The sequence below is a fragment of the Bacillus halotolerans genome, assembly GCF_004006435.1.
Lineage (GTDB): Bacteria > Bacillota > Bacilli > Bacillales > Bacillaceae > Bacillus > Bacillus halotolerans.
On sequence record NZ_CP029364.1, the window covers coordinates 3,304,645 to 3,325,771 of the forward strand.

Consider the following 21,127-nt stretch of genomic DNA (forward strand, 5'->3'; position numbering starts at 1 on the left):
GTTACCAACCTTACTGGTTCAACGATTTATTAGGTTTATCATGAGTCTGTCCGCACGCGTCTGCGGATAAAAAGTTGTCGAATTGAGGATGACAGCGTTTGACAAAAAAAGTACAATAGTTTCGGTAAAGTTATTAGCAAGTCTATCTGTCTGGATGGCATGCGGTGAAGAGAACCCTTCACAAAAGGGAGGTAATCATTTGTTAAAGGATATATTCACTAAAAAGAAAAAGTATGCTTCCGTACCGTCAGATCAAGCGAAGCACGATGTTCCGGAAGGCATTATGACAAAATGTCCTAAGTGTAAAAAAATCATGCTCACTAAAGAGTTGGATAAAAATATGCGGGTATGCATGAACTGCGATTATCATTTCCCAATGAATGCAAAACAGCGTATCGAAAGCTTGATGGATGAACAGTCCTTTGAGGAATTCAATCAGGGGATGTTATCGGAAAACCCGCTCGGTTTCCCGGGATATCTGGAAAAGCTTGAAAAAGATCGCGAGAAAACATCCTTAAACGAGGCTGTTGTCACAGGCAAGGGCACCATCGGGGGATTTCCTGCTGTTGTCGCGGTAATGGATTCTTCATTCCGTATGGGCAGCATGGGCTCTGTCGTCGGCGAGAAAATCACGCTTGCGATTGAAAAAGCAAAAGCGGATAAAGTTCCGTTTATTATTTTTACTGCTTCCGGCGGTGCAAGGATGCAGGAAGGCATATTAAGCCTTATGCAAATGGCAAAGACAAGCTCTGCCTTAAAATTATTCAGTGAGGAACAGGGTCTCATTATCTCAGTCATGACGCATCCGACTACCGGCGGGGTATCGGCAAGCTTTGCTTCTCTTGGCGATTATAATTTTGCGGAGCCTGGCGCGCTGATCGGTTTTGCCGGAAGAAGGATTATCGAACAGACAATAGGCGAAAAACTGCCGGAGGATTTCCAAACGGCGGAATTCTTATTAAAACATGGACAGCTTGATGCGGTTATTCACCGCGACGACATGAAAAAAACGTTAGAGAATCTGCTGGATATGCATCAAACAGGAGGTGACATTGAGTGGCTGCAAGATTAGAATTTGAAAAACCGGTGATTGAACTGCAAACCAAAATCGCCGAATTGAAAAAATTCACCCAGGATTCGGAAATGGATCTGAGTGCAGAAATCGAACGGCTTGAAGACCGTCTAGCTAAGCTTCAGGATGATATTTATAAAAATCTGAAGCCTTGGGACCGTGTTCAAATCGCACGTCTGCCGGACCGTCCGACAACACTTGATTATATTCATTACCTGTTTACAGACTTTTTTGAATGTCACGGCGACAGAGCGTACGGAGACGATGAAGCCATTGTCGGCGGTATTGCCAAGTTCCACGGCCTGCCTGTGACAGTTATCGGTCATCAGCGCGGAAAAGACACGAAGGAAAACCTGGTCCGCAACTTTGGAATGCCTCATCCTGAGGGCTATCGTAAAGCGCTTCGTCTGATGAAACAGGCTGATAAATTTAACAGACCGATTATCTGTTTTATTGACACGAAGGGGGCATACCCTGGACGAGCAGCTGAAGAAAGAGGACAAAGCGAAGCAATCGCCAAAAACCTGTTTGAAATGGCCGGCCTTAGAGTGCCTGTTGTTTGTATCGTCATCGGCGAAGGCGGAAGCGGCGGAGCTCTAGGTTTAGGTGTGGGCAACCACTTGCATATGCTGGAAAACTCTACTTATTCTGTTATTTCTCCGGAAGGTGCTGCGGCACTCTTATGGAAGGACTCCAGTCTTGCCAAAAAAGCGGCGGAAACAATGAAAATCACTGCGCCTGACTTAAAAGAATTAGGTATTATAGATCATATGATAAAAGAAGTAAAAGGCGGAGCGCACCACGATATTAAGCTGCAGGCAAGCTACATGGATGAAACCCTTAAACAATCGTTAAAGACTTTGCTGAAGCTGAATGAAGAAGAATTAATTCAGCAGCGCTATGAAAAATACAAAGCAATTGGGAAAGTATCGATTGAAGATCAATATATCGGGGTAAACTAAATAAACGTGAAGCCTTTGGCTCACGTTTATTTTTTGTGACATTCCTTAAATTTTATTTAAAAACAATTTATTTAATTGTATAATAGGTAAGGTTTCATAGGGAGGATGGAGATCCCTTTTCATTGTTTTTAGGGCAATGATCATGTTATGTTTTAATCATATATGTTTGCTGAGGTGAATGGAGAATGAAACGTATAGGGGTATTGACGAGCGGCGGGGATTCCCCGGGAATGAATGCAGCAGTTCGCGCAGTTGTCAGAAAAGCGATTTATCATGACGTTGAAGTTTACGGCATTTATAACGGATACTCAGGATTGATCAGCGGAAAGATTGAAAAGCTAGAGCTCGGTTCTGTAGGTGATATTATTCATCGCGGAGGAACAAAGCTTTATACAGCAAGATGTCCTGAATTCAAAACGGTTGAAGGCCGTGAAAAAGGGATCGAAAACTTGAAGAAGCTGGGTATCGAAGGGCTTGTCGTTATCGGCGGAGACGGCTCATACATGGGTGCGAAGAAATTAACGGAGCACGGGTTTCCATGTGTAGGTGTACCGGGTACAATTGATAATGACATTCCGGGTACTGATTTTACAATCGGTTTCGACACAGCTTTAAATACAGTAATTGACGCAATTGATAAGATTCGTGATACAGCGACTTCTCATGAACGTACATATGTGATCGAAGTGATGGGCCGCCACGCCGGCGATATTGCATTATGGGCCGGACTTGCAGGCGGTGCGGAATCAATCTTAATCCCTGAGGCTGATTACGACATGCACGAAATCATTGCCCGGCTAAAACGCGGTCATGAGCGCGGGAAGAAACACAGTATTATTATCGTTGCCGAAGGGGTAGGCAGCGGTGTTGAATTCGGGAAACGCATTGAAGAAGAAACAAATCTTGAAACTAGGGTATCTGTATTAGGCCATATTCAGCGCGGCGGTTCCCCAAGTGCTGCTGACCGTGTTCTGGCAAGCCGACTTGGCGCGTATGCGGTTGAACTGCTGCTTGAAGGAAAAGGCGGACGCTGTGTAGGTATACAAAACAATAAGCTTGTAGACCATGATATTATAGAAATACTGGATCAAAAACACACAGTTGAGCAAAACATGTATCAGCTTTCAAAAGAACTGTCTATTTAAGAATGCAGCAGAAGGCTGAAGATTTCAGAAGGAAGTGAACGAATTGAGAAAAACAAAAATTGTTTGTACCATCGGTCCGGCAAGTGAAAGTATTGAAATGCTTACGAAATTAATGGAGTCAGGAATGAATGTGGCTCGTTTAAATTTTTCTCACGGAGATTTTGAGGAGCACGGAGCACGTATTAAAAATATCCGCGAAGCGAGCAAAAAGCTCGGCAAAAACGTCGGAATCCTGCTTGATACAAAAGGCCCTGAAATCCGTACACATACTATGGAAAATGGTGCTATTGAGCTTGAAACAGGCAAAGAGCTTATCGTTTCAATGGACGAGGTAGTTGGAACAACTGATAAGATTTCAGTAACATATGAAGGTTTAGTAGAGGACGTTGAAAAAGGCTCAACGATTCTTTTAGATGACGGGCTTATCGGTCTTGAAGTACTTGAAGTGAATGCCGCTAAACGCGAAATCAAAACAAAAGTACTAAACAACGGAACACTGAAAAACAAAAAAGGCGTTAACGTGCCGGGTGTCAGCGTCAACCTTCCTGGTATTACTGAGAAAGACGCGAGAGATATCGTTTTCGGTATTGAGCAAGGGGTAGATTTCATCGCTGCGTCTTTTGTACGCCGTTCTACTGACGTGCTTGAAATCCGTGAACTTCTTGAGGAGCATAATGCTCAGGATATTCAAATTATCCCTAAAATTGAAAACCAAGAAGGCGTAGACAACATCGATTCTATTCTCGAAGTGTCTGACGGCTTAATGGTTGCGCGCGGAGACTTAGGTGTGGAAATCCCGGCTGAAGAAGTGCCGCTCGTGCAAAAAGACCTGATTAAAAAATGCAACGCACTGGGCAAACCGGTTATTACAGCGACACAAATGCTTGACAGCATGCAGCGCAACCCGCGTCCGACTCGTGCGGAAGCGAGTGACGTCGCAAACGCAATTTTCGACGGCACAGATGCGATCATGCTTTCTGGTGAAACAGCTGCCGGAAACTACCCGGTTGAAGCGGTTCAAACGATGCACAACATCGCATCCCGTTCTGAAGAGGCGCTGAATTACAAAGAGATTCTTTCAAAGCGCAGAGACCAAGTAGGCATGACGATTACTGATGCAATCGGCCAATCTGTTGCACATACAGCCATTAACTTGAATGCTACTGCGATTGTAACGCCGACTGAAAGCGGCCATACAGCGCGTATGATTGCAAAATACCGCCCGCAGGCACCGATTGTCGCTGTGACTGTAAATGATTCTGTTTCCAGAAAACTCGCTCTTGTATCCGGCGTTTTCGCAGAAAGCGGTCAAAATGCAAGCTCAACTGATGAGATGCTGGAAGACGCTGTGCAAAAATCATTACACAGCGGAATTGTAAAAAATGGTGACCTGATCGTCATTACAGCAGGCACTGTCGGCGAGTCAGGAACAACGAATTTGATGAAAGTTCATACTGTCGGCAATATCATTGCTAAAGGCCAAGGTATCGGCCGCAAATCAGCTTACGGTCCGGTTGTCATTGCGCAAAACGCGAAAGAAGCCGAACAAAAAATGACTGACGGCGCGGTTTTGGTTACAACTAGCACTGACCGTGACATGATCGCGTCTCTTGAAAAAGCGTCTGCTCTTATTACAGAAGAGGGCGGCTTGACAAGCCATGCTGCAGTAGTCGGATTAAGCCTCGGCATTCCGGTTATTGTTGGTTTGGAAAATGCGACATCCATTTTGACAGAAGGCCAGGATATTACGGTTGACGCTTCTAGAGGGGCAGTCTACCAAGGCCGTGCAAGTGTACTTTAATCACATCTGAAAATGGGAAGGGAGCGTATTCCCTTCCTTTTCTCTATTTGTCACTATTTTTGAACGAAGGCGTTTTACACATGTGGGGGGCTGGAGATGAGGTTTTTATTTTTGCTTTTTATTGTGTTTCCGGCAATTGAAATCGGCATATTTCTATTTACGGGCAAGCTGATCGGTATTCTTCCGACGGTTCTTTTGATGATTCTGACCGGGATCATTGGGGCAGCAGCTGCCAAAAAACAAGGAACTGAAGTTTACTTCAAGGTTCAGCGTGACCTTCAATACGGAAAGATGCCTGGTGAAGCGATTGCTGACGGCCTGTGCATCTTTATTGGCGGCCTTTTGCTGATGCTGCCAGGCTTTTTATCAGACCTGGCCGGCGCATGCCTGCTTATCCCGTTCACCCGCAGCTGGTGTAAGCCGATCCTGTTCAAATGGCTGAGAGGCATGTCGAAGAACAAGCGGATCATTATAAAATAAAAACGGCAGCCTGCATTATGGGCTGCTGTTTTATTTTTGCTGGACAGTGATGTAGGACCATATTTCCTTTAAGGCACCTGTTGTAATAAAAGCCTGGATGACGACGAGAACGGCAGGACCGGCAATCAGTCCTAAAAATCCGAACAATTTAAAGCCGGCAAAGAGGGCAATGAGTGTTGCCAGCGGATCGATTCCGATTGATTTACTTAATATTTTCGGCTCTGTCAGCTGCCGCTGAACGAGTACGATAAGGTACAGCACACCAATTCCAATTGCTTGAGGAAGCTGGCCTGTAATCGATAAATACAAAATCCACGGCACGAAGACGGATCCTGCTCCTAAATAAGGGAGAAGGTCGACTAGCCCGATTAAAAAAGCAATCGTTGCTGCATGCTCAACCTTTAAGAGAGAAAGACCGATGAATACAATGACCATCGTAAGGAATACAAGAACAGCCTGCGCTTTAATGAAACCGGTCATTGCTTTTTTTAACTCGCTGCTGATCGCCTTTCCGTTTGCTGTTATTCGATCCGGCAGCACTGAAACGAGCATCGCTTTCAGCTTGTGCCAATCCTTTGTCATGAAAAATGTAGCAAGAAGTGAAAATATCAAAACAGCCGCGGTATTCGGAAGCAGCGCGAAAAACTTCGGGATCATTTCAAGAATGTGAGACAGCAGCAGTCCTGCGTTTTTGGCAGCGGAATCTCCAAGTGTCTGAATGTGAGTGACGATGGAAGCCTGCTGGTTGGTCTCCAATTCATGAAATAAAACGGTCAGTTCGTGATAGAGCGGCTGGATATGAGTGGTAAACAGTTTTTCACAATAAGAGATAAATGTGCTGATATGCGGGGGAAGGGTTTTTGCAAGATATGCAGTCCCTGTTACGATTTCTGCTATCACAATGGTCAGCACACCGAACGCCGCGAGCAGAAAAAAGGCAAGCACGCCGATGACATTTAAAGTTCGCGGGAATCCGGTCACCTTGTCCAAGTAGTCTACAACAGGGTGAATCGCTGTTGAAAGAATAAGGGCAATGAGGAACGGATATGTTAACGGAAACGAATAATAAACAGCGGCTGCTGATCCGGCTGTAAGCGACACGACAAAGAGGGTTCGTAAAAAAATAGTGATATAGGATTGATTCACAAAAACGCTCCTCCTCTCGTCAGCATGTCCTATTGTTATGTTTATTCACGGTACGGCTGTATATGAATACATTCATCTTAAAGGAGGGATGACGCGTGTTTACACAAGCGAATTTATTTTTAATATTACTCTTGGCTATTGCACTTATCGCAAAAAATCAATCGCTGCTTTTTGCTGTATCCGTCCTTTTGATCATTAAAATCGTGGGACTTGACCAAAAATTTTTCCCGACTATCCAGTCAAAAGGTATCAACTGGGGCGTGACCGTCATCACAATTGCTGTTCTTGTTCCAATCGCCACAGGAGAGATTGGATTTAAACAGCTTGGTGAGGCAATGCGTTCTTCTTACGCATGGATTGCATTGGGGGCGGGAATTGCCGTTGCGCTGATTGCCAAAAATGGCCTGACCCTGCTGGAAAACGATCCTCACATCACCACTGCTCTTGTCATCGGTACCATTCTCGCTGTCGCGCTTTTCGGCGGAGTCGCAGTGGGTCCGCTGATCGGAGCGGGGATTGCTTATATCGCGATGCAGCTCGTAAAACTGTTCACTTCATAAAAAAAGCGGCTTGCTGCCGCTTTTTTTTTAATGCCAAAACCCGCAAATAAAGGCGTTTTTTAGGGAAAATCATAGAATGAAAAAAAAAATTATAGGTAAACATTTAACAAATGTCTGATTATTGTTTATAATAGGAATAGGCACAAACTTAAAAAAGCTTATAAGAATTTGTTATGTTCTTTCATAAGCAAAGGGTTTCAGCACCAGCAGGCAGTAAAATGTAAGCATTTTCTTTTGGGGGGAGAAATACTTACAACGTGCTTTTTAAGTTAGCCTCATGTTTTTACAACACTCTTAAAGGGGAAATTTATTGAAAAGGAGATGTTATATATGACAGCGACACGCGGTCTTGAAGGGGTTGTAGCAACAACATCATCTGTTAGTTCGATTATTGATGATACCCTTACATATGTGGGGTATGATATCGATGATTTGACAGAGAATGCGAGCTTTGAAGAAATCATTTACTTGCTTTGGCACTTAAGGCTGCCAAACAAAAAAGAGCTTGATGAGTTAAAACAGCAGTTAGCAAAAGAAGCTGCCGTTCCGCAAGAAATTATTGAGCACTTCAAATCTTATTCCCTCGAAAATGTTCATCCCATGGCTGCTCTTCGGACAGCGATTTCTTTACTAGGCCTGCTTGACAGCGAGGCTGATACCATGAACCCGGAAGCCAACTACAGAAAGGCGATCCGCCTTCAGGCAAAGGTGCCTGGTCTGGTTGCAGCGTTTTCCAGAATCCGCAAGGGTCTTGAACCCGTTGAGCCAAGAGAAGACTACGGCATTGCCGAGAATTTTCTCTACACATTAAATGGAGAAGAGCCTTCGCCGATTGAGGTTGAAGCCTTCAACAAAGCACTGATTTTACATGCCGATCACGAGCTGAACGCGTCAACGTTTACAGCGAGGGTCTGTGTCGCAACACTTTCGGATATCTACTCAGGAATCACTGCAGCGATCGGCGCACTGAAGGGCCCGCTTCACGGCGGTGCAAACGAAGGCGTCATGAAAATGCTGACAGAGATCGGCGAAGTGGAGAATGTCGAGCCTTTCGTTCGCGCCAAGATGGAAAAGAAAGAAAAAATAATGGGATTCGGCCATCGCGTTTATAAGCATGGCGATCCGCGCGCCAAACATTTAAAAGAAATGAGCAAACGTCTGACCAACCTGACCGGCGAAAGCAAATGGTATGACATGTCGATTCGCATCGAAGAAATCGTGACATCAGAAAAAAAGCTTCCGCCTAACGTTGATTTCTATTCCGCTTCTGTTTATCACAGCCTCGGAATAGACCATGACCTGTTCACACCGATTTTTGCTGTAAGCAGAATGTCAGGCTGGCTCGCTCATATCCTTGAGCAGTATGACAATAACCGCCTGATCCGCCCGCGTGCAGATTACACAGGCCCTGACAAACAAACTTTTGTTCCGATTGAAGAAAGAGCCTAAAGAACCATGGGAGGCTGGCTTATGTTAATGAAGTTAGCCTCTTGTTCAGAACATCAAAGATGGTTTACACTTTAGAATGTTAAGAAAAATCATTTTGTTTTCTATATAAGAAAAATAAAATGTTTTCTAAATATGAATTACATACTGGGAGGTTTTTATTGTGGCACAAGGTGAAAAAATTACAGTCTCTAATGGAGTATTAAACGTACCAAACAACCCGATTATCCCGTTTATTGAAGGAGACGGAACCGGTCCTGATATTTGGAATGCGGCTTCAAAAGTTTTGGAAGCCGCAGTAGAAAAAGCATATAAAGGTGAAAAGAAAATTACGTGGAAAGAAGTTTATGCCGGTGAAAAGGCTTATAATAAAACAGGTGAGTGGCTTCCTGCTGAAACATTAGATGTCATCCGCGAATATTTCATCGCGATTAAAGGCCCGTTAACGACACCTGTCGGCGGAGGTATCCGTTCTTTGAACGTAGCGCTCAGACAAGAGCTTGACCTATTCGTTTGCTTGAGACCGGTAAGATATTTTACTGGAGTGCCGTCACCTGTAAAACGCCCTGAGGATACTGACATGGTCATCTTCCGTGAAAATACAGAAGATATTTACGCAGGCATCGAGTACGCAAAAGGCTCTGAAGAAGTGCAAAAGCTTATCAGCTTCCTGCAAAATGAATTGAATGTCAACAAAATCCGTTTCCCTGAAACATCAGGTATCGGCATTAAGCCTGTTTCTGAAGAAGGAACAAGCCGTCTGGTCAGAGCGGCAATTGAATATGCGATTGAGCACGGCCGCAAGTCTGTAACGCTTGTACACAAAGGAAACATCATGAAGTTCACGGAAGGCGCCTTCAAAAACTGGGGCTATGAGCTTGCAGAGAGAGAATACGGCGAAAAAGTCTTCACATGGGCTGAATATGACCGCATTGCTGAAAAAGACGGAAAAGACGCCGCTAATAAAGCGCAAAGCGAAGCAGAAGCAGCAGGCAAAATCATTATCAAAGACAGCATTGCTGATATTTTCCTTCAGCAGATTCTGACACGTCCAAGCGAATTTGATGTTGTTGCAACAATGAACCTTAACGGAGACTATATTTCTGACGCTCTTGCGGCGCAAGTAGGCGGAATCGGTATTGCTCCTGGGGCGAACATCAACTACGAAACAGGACATGCGATTTTCGAGGCGACACACGGAACGGCTCCTAAATACGCCGGACTTGATAAAGTAAACCCATCTTCAGTTATTCTTTCAGGTGTGCTGCTGCTTGAGCATTTAGGATGGAATGAAGCGGCTGATTTAATCATTAAATCTATGGAAAAAACAATCGCTTCTAAAGTCGTAACTTACGATTTTGCCAGATTAATGGACGGCGCGACTGAAGTTAAATGTTCAGAGTTCGGAGAAGAACTGATTAAAAACATGGACTAAGCAAGGAAACAGCCTAAAATTAGCCATAAAGGAGAAGAGAGACATGGGAAATACTCGTAAAAAAGTTTCTGTTATCGGAGCAGGTTTTACCGGAGCGACAACAGCTTTCTTAACCGCTCAAAAAGAGCTGGCGGACGTTGTTCTCGTTGATATCCCGCAATTGGAGAACCCTACGAAAGGAAAAGCCCTTGATATGCTGGAAGCCAGCCCGGTTCAAGGCTTTGACGCGAAAATTACGGGTACATCTAATTATGAGGATACGGCGGGCTCTGACATTGTTGTCATTACAGCCGGTATTGCAAGAAAACCTGGTATGAGCAGGGATGATCTAGTCTCTACAAACGAAAAAATTATGAGAAGCGTCACACGAGAAATCGTGAAATATTCTCCTGACTCTATCATTGTGGTTTTGACAAACCCTGTTGATGCAATGACATACGCAGTATACAAAGAGTCTGGCTTCCCGAAAGAGCGCGTGATCGGCCAATCAGGTGTGCTTGATACGGCAAGATTCAGAACGTTTGTGGCGGAGGAATTAAACTTGTCAGTGAAAGATGTGACTGGTTTTGTTCTCGGCGGACACGGTGACGATATGGTGCCGCTTGTACGTTATTCTTATGCTGGTGGTATCCCGCTTGAAACCCTCATTCCAAAAGACCGGATTGACGCGATTGTGGAGCGCACAAGAAAAGGCGGCGGCGAGATCGTGAATCTCTTAGGAAACGGAAGCGCGTATTATGCGCCTGCGGCTTCACTGACAGAAATGATCGAAGCAATCTTAAAAGATCAGCGCCGCGTCCTTCCTACAATTGCTTATCTTGAAGGAGAATACGGCTATGAAGGCATCTACCTTGGTGTTCCTACAATTGTCGGCGGAAACGGGCTTGAACAAATCATTGAGCTTGAATTGACAGAATACGAGAAAGAACAGCTGAATAAATCAGTTGAATCTGTCAAAAATGTGATGAAAGTATTATCCTAAAATAAAAAGAGAAAGGCTGGTTTAATCGAAGCCTTTCTCTTTTTATTACAAAATGAAAGCGTTTCCTCATATTCCTCAGCTGCCTCTTGTATTTTTCTTTTAAAATGATGTAAAAGGCGAATTGTCGGAATGTCCGGCTTTCGTTAAAATAAAATCATGAAACATGGTAAGATGACATAAAATAGAGAAATAGGATGTCGGGGAATTAAGATACTGGAGGCACAGCATGAACAAGAAAATTTTAGTTGTGGATGATGAAGAATCTATCGTTACACTTTTGCAGTACAATTTGGAGCGATCAGGCTATGAGGTTATTACTGCTTCGGATGGAGAAGAAGCACTCAAAAGGGCGGAAACAGAAAATCCTGATTTAATTGTGCTTGATGTGATGCTTCCAAAGCTGGATGGAATTGAAGTATGCAAGCAGCTGAGACAGCAAAAACTCATGTTTCCTATTTTGATGCTGACAGCGAAGGATGAAGAATTTGACAAAGTATTAGGGCTTGAGCTTGGTGCTGATGATTATATGACCAAGCCGTTCAGCCCTCGAGAAGTCAATGCAAGAGTAAAAGCTATTTTAAGGCGTTCTGAAATGGCTGCGCCCTCTAATGATATGAAAAACGAGGAAACAGAAGGACAAATTGTTATCGGCGATTTGAAGATTCTGCCCGATCATTATGAAGCTTATTTTAAAGAAAATCAGCTTGAGCTGACACCGAAAGAATTTGAGCTGCTTTTGTATTTAGGCAGACATAAAGGCAGAGTGCTGACGAGAGATTTGCTTTTAAGTGCTGTCTGGAACTACGATTTTGCCGGAGATACGAGAATTGTTGATGTGCATATCAGTCATCTTCGAGACAAAATTGAAACGAATACAAAAAAACCGATCTATATTAAAACCATTAGGGGATTGGGGTATAAATTGGAGGAGCCAAAAATGAATGATTAAATATCGTGTGCGCCTTTTTTCTGTGCTCGTTGTCTGTATGATTGTGGTGTTTAGTGTACTCGGGCTGTTTTTACAGCAGCTCTTTGAATCTTCTGATCAAAAAAAATCGGAGGAACACATTGAAAAGGAAGCCAAATACATGGCTTCGCTGCTTGATGCCGGCAATCTGAATGACCAGGCAAATGAGAAAGTCATTAAAGATGCAGGCAGTGCGCTTGATGTAGAAGCGTCCGTGATCGATACAGAAGGAAAGGTGCTGTACGGGTCTGACGGCAGCGCGGCGGATTCTTCACAGATTCAGGCGCTTGTCTCCGGTCATGAGGGAGTTCTCGCGAAAGAGGAGAACATGCTTTATTATGGGCTTTCGCTTAGGAGCAAAGGCGAAAAAACGGGGTATGTGCTGCTTACTTCCCGTGAAGAAAGCTCGGGTCTGAATGGCGAGATGTGGGGCATGCTGACGGCCAGTCTTTGTACCGCTTTTATTATTATTGTTTTCTTTTATTCTAATATGACCTCTCGCTACAAAAGATCTATTGAAGCAGCCACAAACATGGCAACAGAGCTGTCCAAGGGGAATTACGATGCCCGTACATACGGCGGTTATATCAGGCGTTCTGACAAGCTTGGCCGGGCCATGAACAGCCTTGCCGTTGATCTGATGGAAATGACGAGGACGCAGGAAATGCAGCGCGACCGCCTGCTGACTGTCATTGAAAACATCGGCTCCGGGCTGATTATGATTGATGGAAGAGGCTTTATCAATCTCGTCAACAGGTCTTACGCGAAGCAGTTTCATGTCAATCCGAATCAGATGCTGCGCCGTCTTTACCATGATGCATTTGAACATGAAGAAGTGATCCAGCTTGTCGAAGAGATTTTTATGACTGAGACGAAGAAATGCAAGCTATTAAGGCTTCCAATCAAAATTGAAAGGCGTTATTTTGAAGTGGACGGCGTTCCTATTATGGGGCCGGATGATGAATGGAAAGGGATTGTGCTCGTTTTTCATGACATGACAGAAACGAAAAAATTAGAGCAGATGAGAAAAGATTTTGTGGCCAATGTTTCCCACGAGCTGAAAACGCCGATTACATCGATCAAAGGGTTTACGGAAACGCTATTAGACGGGGCAATGGAGGATAAAGAGGCGCTTTCAGAATTTCTCTCGATTATTTTAAAGGAAAGCAAAAGGCTTCAGTCATTGGTGCAGGATTTGCTTGATCTTTCTAAGATTGAGCAGCAAAACTTTACGCTCAGCATCGAAACGTTCGATGCAGCAAAAATGCTGGCTGATATTGAAACGCTGCTTAAGCATAAAGCGACGGAGAGAGGTATCTCTTTACAGCTGAACGTTCCGAAAGACCCTCTCTATGTAGCGGGCGACCCGCACCGGCTGAAACAGGTGTTTTTGAATCTCGTAAACAATGCATTAACCTATACACCGGAGAAGGGTTCGGTAGCTATCAATGTCAAACCGGGAGAAACAGAGATTCAAATTGAAGTTTCCGATACCGGGATTGGCATCCAGAAAGAAGAAATTTCCCGCATCTTTGAACGGTTTTACCGCGTTGATAAAGACAGAAGCAGAAACTCAGGCGGGACCGGTCTCGGTCTTGCGATTGTAAAGCATTTAATAGAGGCTCATGAAGGCAAAATCGATGTGACAAGCGAGCCGGGCAGAGGCACTGTGTTTACAGTGACGCTGAAGCGGGCTGCTGAAAAGCCTGTTTAATGTTTACAAAGCTTTAACAATATCTTCATGCACTGTTAAACCTATGCTGGTAGGATGTAGTAGAACCCCTTCATCCAAGGAGCCAATTTTGACGGCGGGAACCTTTTTGTGTTCCCGTCCTTTTTTGTGTGTTCTCATCGGTTCGCGTATTTTCCTTTCAAATTGAACTTTGTTAAAATAAGAGAAGCTAAAGACTATTATTATGAGATGAATGGAAGCTGCTGCTTCTTAGGAGGATATTGAATGACGGAACGAAAAAAATTAGTGCTTGTAGACGGAAACAGTCTGGCTTACCGGGCGTTTTTCGCATTGCCGCTGTTAAGCAATGATAAAGGAATTCATACAAATGCGGTTTACGGTTTTGCGATGATTTTGATGAAAATGCTTGAGGATGAAAAGCCGACGCATATGCTGGTTGCGTTTGATGCCGGGAAAACGACGTTTCGTCACGGCACATTTAAAGAGTATAAAGGCGGAAGACAGAAAACCCCGCCTGAGCTTTCAGAACAAATGCCGTTTATCCGCGAGCTGCTTGATGCCTATCAAATCAGCCGTTACGAACTGGAACAATACGAAGCTGACGACATTATCGGCACACTCGCCAAATCGGCTGAAAAAGACGGCTTTGAGGTAAAGGTTTTCTCGGGCGATAAGGATTTAACACAGCTGGCAACAGATCAGACGACGGTTGCCATTACGAGAAAAGGAATTACCGATGTTGAGTTTTACACACCAGAGCATGTCCAGGAGAAATACGGGCTCACGCCTGACCAAATTATTGATATGAAGGGTTTAATGGGGGATTCTTCTGACAACATCCCGGGTGTGCCTGGTGTCGGGGAAAAAACCGCGATTAAGCTGTTAAAGCAATTCCATTCTGTTGAAAAGCTGCTCGAATCAATTGATGAGGTAAGCGGAAAAAAACTCAAGGAAAAGCTGGAAGAATTTAAGGATCAGGCTTTGATGAGCAAGGAATTGGCGACGATTATGACCGATGCGCCGATTGAGGTGTCCGTTTCGGGTCTGGAATATCAAGGCTTTAATCGTGAACAGGTCATTGCCATCTTTAAGGACCTTGGGTTCAATACGCTTCTTGAACGGCTCGGGGAAGACGGTGTAGAGGCGGAGCAGGATCAGTCGTTAGAAGAAATTGATGTCAAAACAGTCACCGACGTGACTAGCGATATATTGGTTTCTCCATCTGCATTTGTCGTTGAACAGATTGGTGATAATTATCATGAAGTGCCGATTCTCGGTTTTTCGATAGTGAACGAAACGGGAGCCTACTTTATTCCAAAAGACGTTGCTGTCGAGTCTGCTGTGTTTAAAGAATGGGTGGAAAATGACGATCAGAAAAAATGGGTCTTTGACAGCAAGCGGGCTGTCGTGGCTTTGCGCTGGCAGGGCATTGAGCTGAAAGGTGCGGAGTTTGATACGCTTCTTGCCGCTTATATCATTAATCCGGGCAATTCGTATGACGACGTTGCCAGTGTGGCTAAGGATTACGGCTTGCATATCGTTTCAAGCGATGAATCAGTTTACGGCAAGGGAGCAAAACGCGCAGTGCCGGCAGAAGTCGAACTGTCTGAGCATCTCGTCAGAAAGGCTTTAGCCATTCAAAGCCTCCGGGAAAAGCTCGTTCAGGAGCTGGAGAACAACGATCAGCTTGAATTGTTTGAGGAGCTGGAAATGCCGCTGGCGCTTATTCTCGGAGAAATGGAGTCAACCGGCGTAAAGGTTGATGTTGACCGCTTAAAACGAATGGGAGAAGAACTGGGCGCCAAGCTGAAGGAATATGAAGAAAAAATTCATGATATTGCGGGAGAGTCGTTTAATATCAATTCTCCTAAACAGCTCGGCGTCATCCTGTTTGAAAAGATCGGCCTGCCAGTTGTGAAGAAAACGAAAACAGGCTATTCAACGTCTGCTGATGTGCTTGAAAAGCTGGCTGACAAACATGATATTGTTGACTATATTTTGCAGTACAGACAAATCGGGAAGCTGCAATCGACATACATCGAAGGGCTTTTAAAGGTGACAAGAAAAGATACACACAAGGTGCATACGCGCTTTAACCAAGCCTTAACGCAAACAGGGCGCCTCAGCTCGACCGATCCGAACCTGCAAAACATACCGATCAGGCTTGAGGAAGGGCGCAAGATCCGCCAGGCCTTTGTTCCGTCTGAAAAAGACTGGCTCATTTTTGCGGCTGATTACTCGCAAATCGAGCTGCGGGTGCTTGCTCACATTTCAAAGGATGAAAATTTGATCGAAGCCTTTACAAACGACATGGATATTCATACAAAAACAGCAATGGATGTGTTCCATGTCGCTGAGGATGAAGTGACATCGGCGATGAGACGCCAGGCGAAAGCGGTCAACTTCGGAATCGTATACGGCATCAGTGATTACGGGCTTTCACAGAATCTCGGCATTACGCGGAAAGAAGCCGGGGCATTCATCGACCGATATTTGCAAAGCTTCCAGGGCGTCAAAGCGTATATGGAGGACTCGGTGCAGGACGCGAAGCAAAAAGGCTACGTAACCACGCTGCTGCATCGCCGCCGCTACATCCCTGAATTGACGAGCCGAAACTTTAATATCCGCAGCTTTGCGGAGCGGACGGCAATGAATACGCCAATTCAAGGAAGTGCCGCGGATATTATTAAAAAAGCCATGATTGATATGGCAGCCAAGCTGAAAGAAAAGCAGCTGAAGACTAGATTGCTGCTGCAAGTACACGATGAATTGATTTTTGAAGCACCGAAGGAAGAAATTGAAATACTTGAAAAGCTTGTTCCAGAAGTGATGGAGCATGCGCTAGCATTAGATGTGCCGTTAAAAGTGGACTTTGCTTCAGGCCCATCCTGGTACGATGCGAAATAAACAGAGAAAAAGGAAGTGATGGATGTGCCGGAATTACCAGAGGTTGAAACCGTCCGGCGCACTCTGACCGGGCTTGTAAGAGGAAAAACAATCAAATCGGTAGAGATCAGATGGCCGAATATCATCAAACGGCCTGCCGAACCGGAGGAATTTGCGCGAAACTTAGCAGGAGAAACCATCCAGTCCATCGGAAGACGGGGAAAGTTTTTACTGTTTAACTTGGATCATTATGTCATGGTCTCCCACCTTCGTATGGAAGGAAAGTACGGGCTTCACCAAGAGGAGGAGCCGGACGATAAACACGTGCATGTCATATTTACGATGACGGACGGAACCCAGCTGCGTTACAGGGACGTTCGGAAATTCGGAACCATGCATTTATTTAAACCGGGAGAGGAAGCAGGAGAGCTGCCGCTTTCTCAGCTCGGACCCGAACCGGATGCAGAAGAATTTACGAGTGCGTATTTGAAAGCACGGCTCGCGAAAACAAACCGAGCTGTCAAAACCGCTCTTCTGGATCAGAAAACGGTCGTCGGACTCGGGAACATTTATGTGGACGAGGCTCTGTTCAGAGCGGGCGTCCATCCCGAGACAAAGGCAAACCAGCTATCAGATAAAAAAATCAAAAAACTTCATGCTGAAATTAAAAATACCCTTCAGGAAGCGATTGATGCCGGTGGAAGCACTGTCCGGTCGTATATCAATTCCCAAGGAGAAATCGGAATGTTTCAGCTGCAGCATTTTGTGTACGGGAAAAAAGATGAGCCCTGCAAAAATTGCGGCACCATGATTACCAAAATTGTCGTCGGAGGCAGAGGCACACATTTTTGCGCCAAGTGCCAGAAAAAATAGAGGAATGCTTCATCGTCCAAGCTGTCGGTGCATATATCAGTAACTCTGTAATAGAGGAAGTGCCGTTTTTCGGAAACACGGATTTTTCACTTTTCCATATACATGATTGTGATGAATCTCCGGGCATTTAACATCTGATACAAGAGCACCAACAGAAAGGAAGAAACGGATATGCAAATGGTTTCTATACTGCTGCTGGCGTTAGCTGTCAGCTTGGACAGTTTTTCAGTCGGATTTACGTATGGATTGCGAAAAATGAAGATACCGCTAAAAGCCATAATTGTCATTGCCTTCTGTTCCGGCACTGTTATGTTTATATCCATGCTGATCGGAAGCTTTCTCACCAAGTTTTTTCCCGTGTATGTGACTGAGAAGCTCGGCGGGTTAATATTGGTTGGAATCGGCGTGTGGGTTTTATATCAATTTTTCAGGCCGGCAAAAGACAAAGACTACTTATTGCATGAAAAAACGCTGCTTAATTTAGAGGTTCGGTCATTGGGCATTGTGATCCACATTTTGAGAAAACCGATGAGTGCGGATATCGACAAATCTGGTGTGATTAATGGGATTGAAGCGGTGTTATTGGGATTCGCCCTGTCGATTGATGCCTTCGGAGCAGGTATGGGAGCTGCCATTCTCGGTTTTTCTCCCATTGCGATGAGCATAACCGTCGCGATTATGAGTTCGCTGTTTGTGTCAGTCGGCATCAATGCCGGCCATATTCTGTCTAAATGGAGATGGATCGATAAAATGGCGTTTTTGCCGGGGCTTCTGCTGATCACGATCGGGCTCTGGAAATTGTAAAAAGGAGTGGATCTCTTGACCTTAGTCATTGGTTTAACGGGAGGAATAGCAAGCGGCAAAAGTACGGTTGCCAATATGCTGATAGATAAAGGAATCACTGTCATAGATGCGGATATCATTGCAAAACAAGCGGTAGAAAAAGGGATGCCGGCCTACCGGCAGATCATTGACGAATTTGGTGAAGACATTCTGCTCGAAAATGGTGATATAGACAGAAGAAAGCTTGGGGCGCTGGTCTTTACAAATGAACAGAAGCGTCTTGCTTTGAATTCAATTGTTCATCCTGCGGTCAGAGAGGAAATGCTCAAGCGGCGTAATGAGTCCATTGCAAATCAGGAGACATTTGTAGTATTAGATATCCCGCTTTTGTTCGAAAGCAAATTGGAGTCTTTAGTGGATAAAATTATTGTGGTCAGTGTGACAAAAGAGCTTCAGCTTGAACGCCTGACCAAGCGCAACCAATTAACGGAGGAAGAAGCGCTTAGCCGGATCCGCTCCCAAATTCCATTAGAGGAAAAAGTGTCAAGAGCGGATAACGTAATAGACAATAGCGGCACACTCGAAGAGACAAAACAGCAGCTTGAGGAAATTCTCAGCTGCTGGGCATAACAAAACACCGTTCATTATGAACGGTGTTTTTGTGATTAAAAATCAAAATTGTCCGGATCAGGACCGACGCGCAGATTTTCATTTAACGCATCAATTCGGTTCATGTCATCCTGTGATAATTCAAAATCAAATATGTTCGCGTTCGCTTTAATTCGATGTTCCTTTGTTGATTTAGGAATGGTGATGACACCGTGCTGTAAATCCCAGCGTAAAATGATTTGCGCGACTGATTTGTTATATGATTTTGCAATGTCTGTCAGTTCGGGATGATCAAGCAATTGTCCCTGCATTAAAGGTGACCATGCTTCCATTTGAATGCCTTGCTTCTTGCAATAAGCCATCAGCTCTTTTTGCGTGAGGCGCGGGTGGAATTCCACTTGGTTGATCATAGGCTTCATTTCAGCATCCTTCAGCAGATCCTTCAGGTGGTGGATTTGGAAATTGCTCACTCCGATCGCTTTGACACGGCCTTCTTTATACAGTGTTTCAAGTGCTCTCCAAGCTTCTTTATATTTGCCTTCCACAGGCCAGTGAATGAGGTATAGATCTAAATATTCCAAACCGAGTTTTGACAGGCTTGTTTCAAATGCCGCCAATGTTTCCTCATACCCTAAATCCGCATTCCACACTTTTGATGTGACAAATAGATCCTCTCTGGAGATGCCGGCTTCTTCAATTCCTTGCCGCAAGCCTTCCCCAACTCCCGCTTCATTTCCGTAGATTGCGGCAGTATCAATACTGCGGTAACCTTGAACAATGGCGGTTTTCACCGCATTGACGAGTTCTGATCCTTCTTCCACTTGGAATACACCGAGGCCGAACCGCGGCATTTTCACCCCGTTATGAAGTGTTGCTGCTGCTTGTAAATGTGTTGTCATGTTTGTTTCCTCCTTATTGAAATGTTAGGCTGCCTGCCGATCCTGTTTTTCCAGAAGGCGGCTCCAGCCTGTTAAGATGACGGCTCCTGCTACCATTAAAGCTCCAATCCACGCGGTATGAATCAGCCCGATGGAATCGGTAATCACGCCTCCCAAAAAAGATCCTAGGGCAATTCCTGCGTTAAATGCTGCAATATTAATCGCGGATGCTACGTCTACTGCGCTCGGTACAAAACGTTCAGCCAGCATGACGACATATACTTGCAGGCCGGGCACATTCATAAAGGCCAGCAAGCCCATAAAGAGAATCGTAATGAGGCCAGCAATTTTATAAGGAGCCGTAAATGTTAGCGTAAACAGGACGAGCGCCTGTACGATAAACATATAAAACAGCGCGGCGATCGGATTTCGATTGGACAGTTTCCCGCCAATCATATTGCCGATGGCAATGGCAATTCCGTATACGAGCAGGATAATGGCTACAGTGCCGGCCTTAAAGCCCGTCACTTCCTGAAGCAGGGGAGACAGGTAAGTGAACACAACAAATGTTCCTCCGTATCCTAAAGCTGTTATGACAAATAAAAGCAGTAAACGGCCGTTTGTCACAAGCTTCAATTGATCCCGCATCGTTGTTTTCGTCCCTTTTCGTAAATTGGAAGGGACAAGAATGCCATTTGCAATGACAGCGATAATGCCGACGGCGATAATAACCATAAAGGCAAACCGCCAGCCGAGCTGTTGGCCGATAAACGTGCCGAAAGGAACTCCGGTTACTGTTGCGACGGTGAGTCCTGTAAACATAATGGAAATCGCACTCGCCCTTTTATTTTCAGGGACAAGATCAGCTGCGATCGTCGAGCCGATCGACATAAACACACCGTGTGAAAAAGCGGATATCACACGTGCTGTTAAAAGAATCCCGATGCTTGAGGCCGACGCGGCCATCGTATTCCCGGCGATAAAAATGATCATGATCCAAAGCAATAGCGTCTTTCGTGACATGCTTGAGGTTAATGACGTTAAAATAGGCGCGCCGAACGTAACACCCAGTGCGTATAGCGAAACGGTCAATCCTGCTGTTGTTACAGGAATGTGTAAATCATCAGATATTAACGGCAAAAGGCCGACGCTGATAAATTCAGTTGTCCCTATCGCGAATGCACTAATGGCGAGAGCCAGAAGTGCAGGAATGCTGCTTTTATTGGCTGAAGTCATTCAAGTTCCTCCTTTTCTGTTATGTGTTGTATGATTGAAATTCTGCCGAACAAGCTATATAAATAAAAGAGCAGATTCAATTCAGCCGGCAAATGTGATTATGAAAGATATCATCAAAAAAGAAAAGTACGTACTTTTAAGTGCTATAGTCACTTTTTGGTGCCTGTAAGGAG

Annotated in this window: 18 protein-coding genes; 15 read left to right on the forward strand and 3 right to left on the reverse strand. The window is 44.7% G+C overall.

Features of this window, described 5'->3' with window-relative positions; translation table 11 throughout:
* The first annotated feature begins 199 nt into the window (after positions 1–199).
* From accD to DIC78_RS16995, 5 genes are all read left to right on the forward strand, one after another.
* Complete coding sequence (accD, locus tag DIC78_RS16975; protein ID WP_044153863.1) at positions 200–1,072, forward strand: acetyl-CoA carboxylase, carboxyltransferase subunit beta; 873 nt, start codon at positions 200–202, stop codon at positions 1,070–1,072.
* Positions 1,057–2,034 (forward strand): acetyl-CoA carboxylase carboxyl transferase subunit alpha, encoded by a 978-nt coding sequence (gene accA / locus DIC78_RS16980; protein WP_024122460.1) that lies wholly within the window; start codon positions 1,057–1,059, stop codon positions 2,032–2,034. Before accD ends, accA begins: the two co-directional genes overlap by 16 nt.
* 185 nt (positions 2,035–2,219) lie before the next feature.
* A complete protein-coding gene (gene pfkA / locus DIC78_RS16985) occupies positions 2,220–3,179 on the forward strand; it encodes a 6-phosphofructokinase (protein WP_024122459.1) in 960 nt (319 codons plus the stop codon).
* A 43-nt stretch (positions 3,180–3,222) separates the two neighbouring features.
* The gene (gene pyk, locus DIC78_RS16990; RefSeq protein ID WP_024122458.1) at positions 3,223–4,980 is read left to right on the forward strand and encodes a pyruvate kinase; all 1,758 of its coding nucleotides are present in this window, start codon (positions 3,223–3,225) and stop codon (positions 4,978–4,980) included.
* A 96-nt stretch (positions 4,981–5,076) separates the two neighbouring features.
* The gene (locus DIC78_RS16995; protein WP_106020252.1) at positions 5,077–5,460 is read left to right on the forward strand and encodes an FxsA family protein; all 384 of its coding nucleotides are present in this window, start codon (positions 5,077–5,079) and stop codon (positions 5,458–5,460) included.
* A gap of 30 nt (positions 5,461–5,490) precedes the next feature.
* On the opposite strand, the gene ytvI is transcribed toward DIC78_RS16995, so the two are convergent.
* Complete coding sequence (gene ytvI / locus DIC78_RS17000) at positions 5,491–6,606, reverse strand: sporulation integral membrane protein YtvI (RefSeq protein WP_127696653.1); 1,116 nt, start codon at positions 6,604–6,606, stop codon at positions 5,491–5,493.
* Between the two features lie 95 nt (positions 6,607–6,701).
* On the opposite strand from ytvI, the gene DIC78_RS17005 reads away from it, so the two are divergent.
* The 10 genes from DIC78_RS17005 to coaE all read left to right on the forward strand — a co-directional run bounded on the left by DIC78_RS17005 (position 6,702) and on the right by coaE (position 18,861).
* Positions 6,702–7,166, forward strand: coding sequence for a DUF441 domain-containing protein (locus DIC78_RS17005; RefSeq protein WP_010335274.1), 465 nt, complete (start codon positions 6,702–6,704; stop codon positions 7,164–7,166).
* A gap of 330 nt (positions 7,167–7,496) precedes the next feature.
* A complete protein-coding gene (citZ, locus tag DIC78_RS17010) occupies positions 7,497–8,615 on the forward strand; it encodes a citrate synthase (protein WP_010335272.1) in 1,119 nt (372 codons plus the stop codon).
* A 160-nt stretch (positions 8,616–8,775) separates the two neighbouring features.
* Positions 8,776–10,047 carry an NADP-dependent isocitrate dehydrogenase gene (gene icd / locus DIC78_RS17015; RefSeq protein WP_024122455.1) on the forward strand — a complete coding sequence of 424 codons (1,272 nt, stop codon included), beginning with the start codon at positions 8,776–8,778 and terminating at the stop codon, positions 10,045–10,047.
* Positions 10,048–10,090: 43 nt separating this feature from the next.
* Positions 10,091–11,029 carry a malate dehydrogenase gene (mdh, locus tag DIC78_RS17020; RefSeq protein WP_010335270.1) on the forward strand — a complete coding sequence of 313 codons (939 nt, stop codon included), beginning with the start codon at positions 10,091–10,093 and terminating at the stop codon, positions 11,027–11,029.
* Positions 11,030–11,255: 226 nt separating this feature from the next.
* Positions 11,256–11,978, forward strand: a complete 723-nt coding sequence (gene phoP / locus DIC78_RS17025; RefSeq protein ID WP_010335269.1) for a two-component system response regulator PhoP — start codon at positions 11,256–11,258, stop codon at positions 11,976–11,978.
* Positions 11,971–13,710 carry a two-component system histidine kinase PnpS gene (gene pnpS / locus DIC78_RS17030; protein ID WP_106020250.1) on the forward strand — a complete coding sequence of 580 codons (1,740 nt, stop codon included), beginning with the start codon at positions 11,971–11,973 and terminating at the stop codon, positions 13,708–13,710. Before phoP ends, pnpS begins: the two co-directional genes overlap by 8 nt.
* A gap of 243 nt (positions 13,711–13,953) precedes the next feature.
* A complete protein-coding gene (polA, locus tag DIC78_RS17035) occupies positions 13,954–16,596 on the forward strand; it encodes a DNA polymerase I (protein WP_106020249.1) in 2,643 nt (880 codons plus the stop codon).
* Positions 16,597–16,620: 24 nt separating this feature from the next.
* Complete coding sequence (gene mutM, locus DIC78_RS17040; protein ID WP_024122451.1) at positions 16,621–17,448, forward strand: DNA-formamidopyrimidine glycosylase; 828 nt, start codon at positions 16,621–16,623, stop codon at positions 17,446–17,448.
* A gap of 171 nt (positions 17,449–17,619) precedes the next feature.
* On the forward strand, positions 17,620–18,252 hold the full coding sequence (gene ytaF / locus DIC78_RS17045) for a sporulation membrane protein YtaF (protein ID WP_024122449.1): 633 nt from the start codon (positions 17,620–17,622) through the stop codon (positions 18,250–18,252).
* 15 nt (positions 18,253–18,267) lie between these two features.
* Positions 18,268–18,861: a dephospho-CoA kinase gene (gene coaE / locus DIC78_RS17050; protein ID WP_101860140.1), complete on the forward strand. Its 594-nt coding sequence runs from the start codon at positions 18,268–18,270 to the stop codon at positions 18,859–18,861.
* A 35-nt stretch (positions 18,862–18,896) separates the two neighbouring features.
* On the opposite strand, the gene DIC78_RS17055 is transcribed toward coaE, so the two are convergent.
* Together DIC78_RS17055 and DIC78_RS17060 are read right to left on the reverse strand one after the other, a co-directional pair.
* The gene (locus DIC78_RS17055) at positions 18,897–19,739 is read right to left on the reverse strand and encodes an aldo/keto reductase (RefSeq protein ID WP_127696654.1); all 843 of its coding nucleotides are present in this window, start codon (positions 19,737–19,739) and stop codon (positions 18,897–18,899) included.
* 24 nt (positions 19,740–19,763) lie between these two features.
* Positions 19,764–20,954 carry an MFS transporter gene (locus tag DIC78_RS17060; RefSeq protein ID WP_127696655.1) on the reverse strand — a complete coding sequence of 397 codons (1,191 nt, stop codon included), beginning with the start codon at positions 20,952–20,954 and terminating at the stop codon, positions 19,764–19,766.
* Positions 20,955–21,127: the final 173 nt, after the last annotated feature.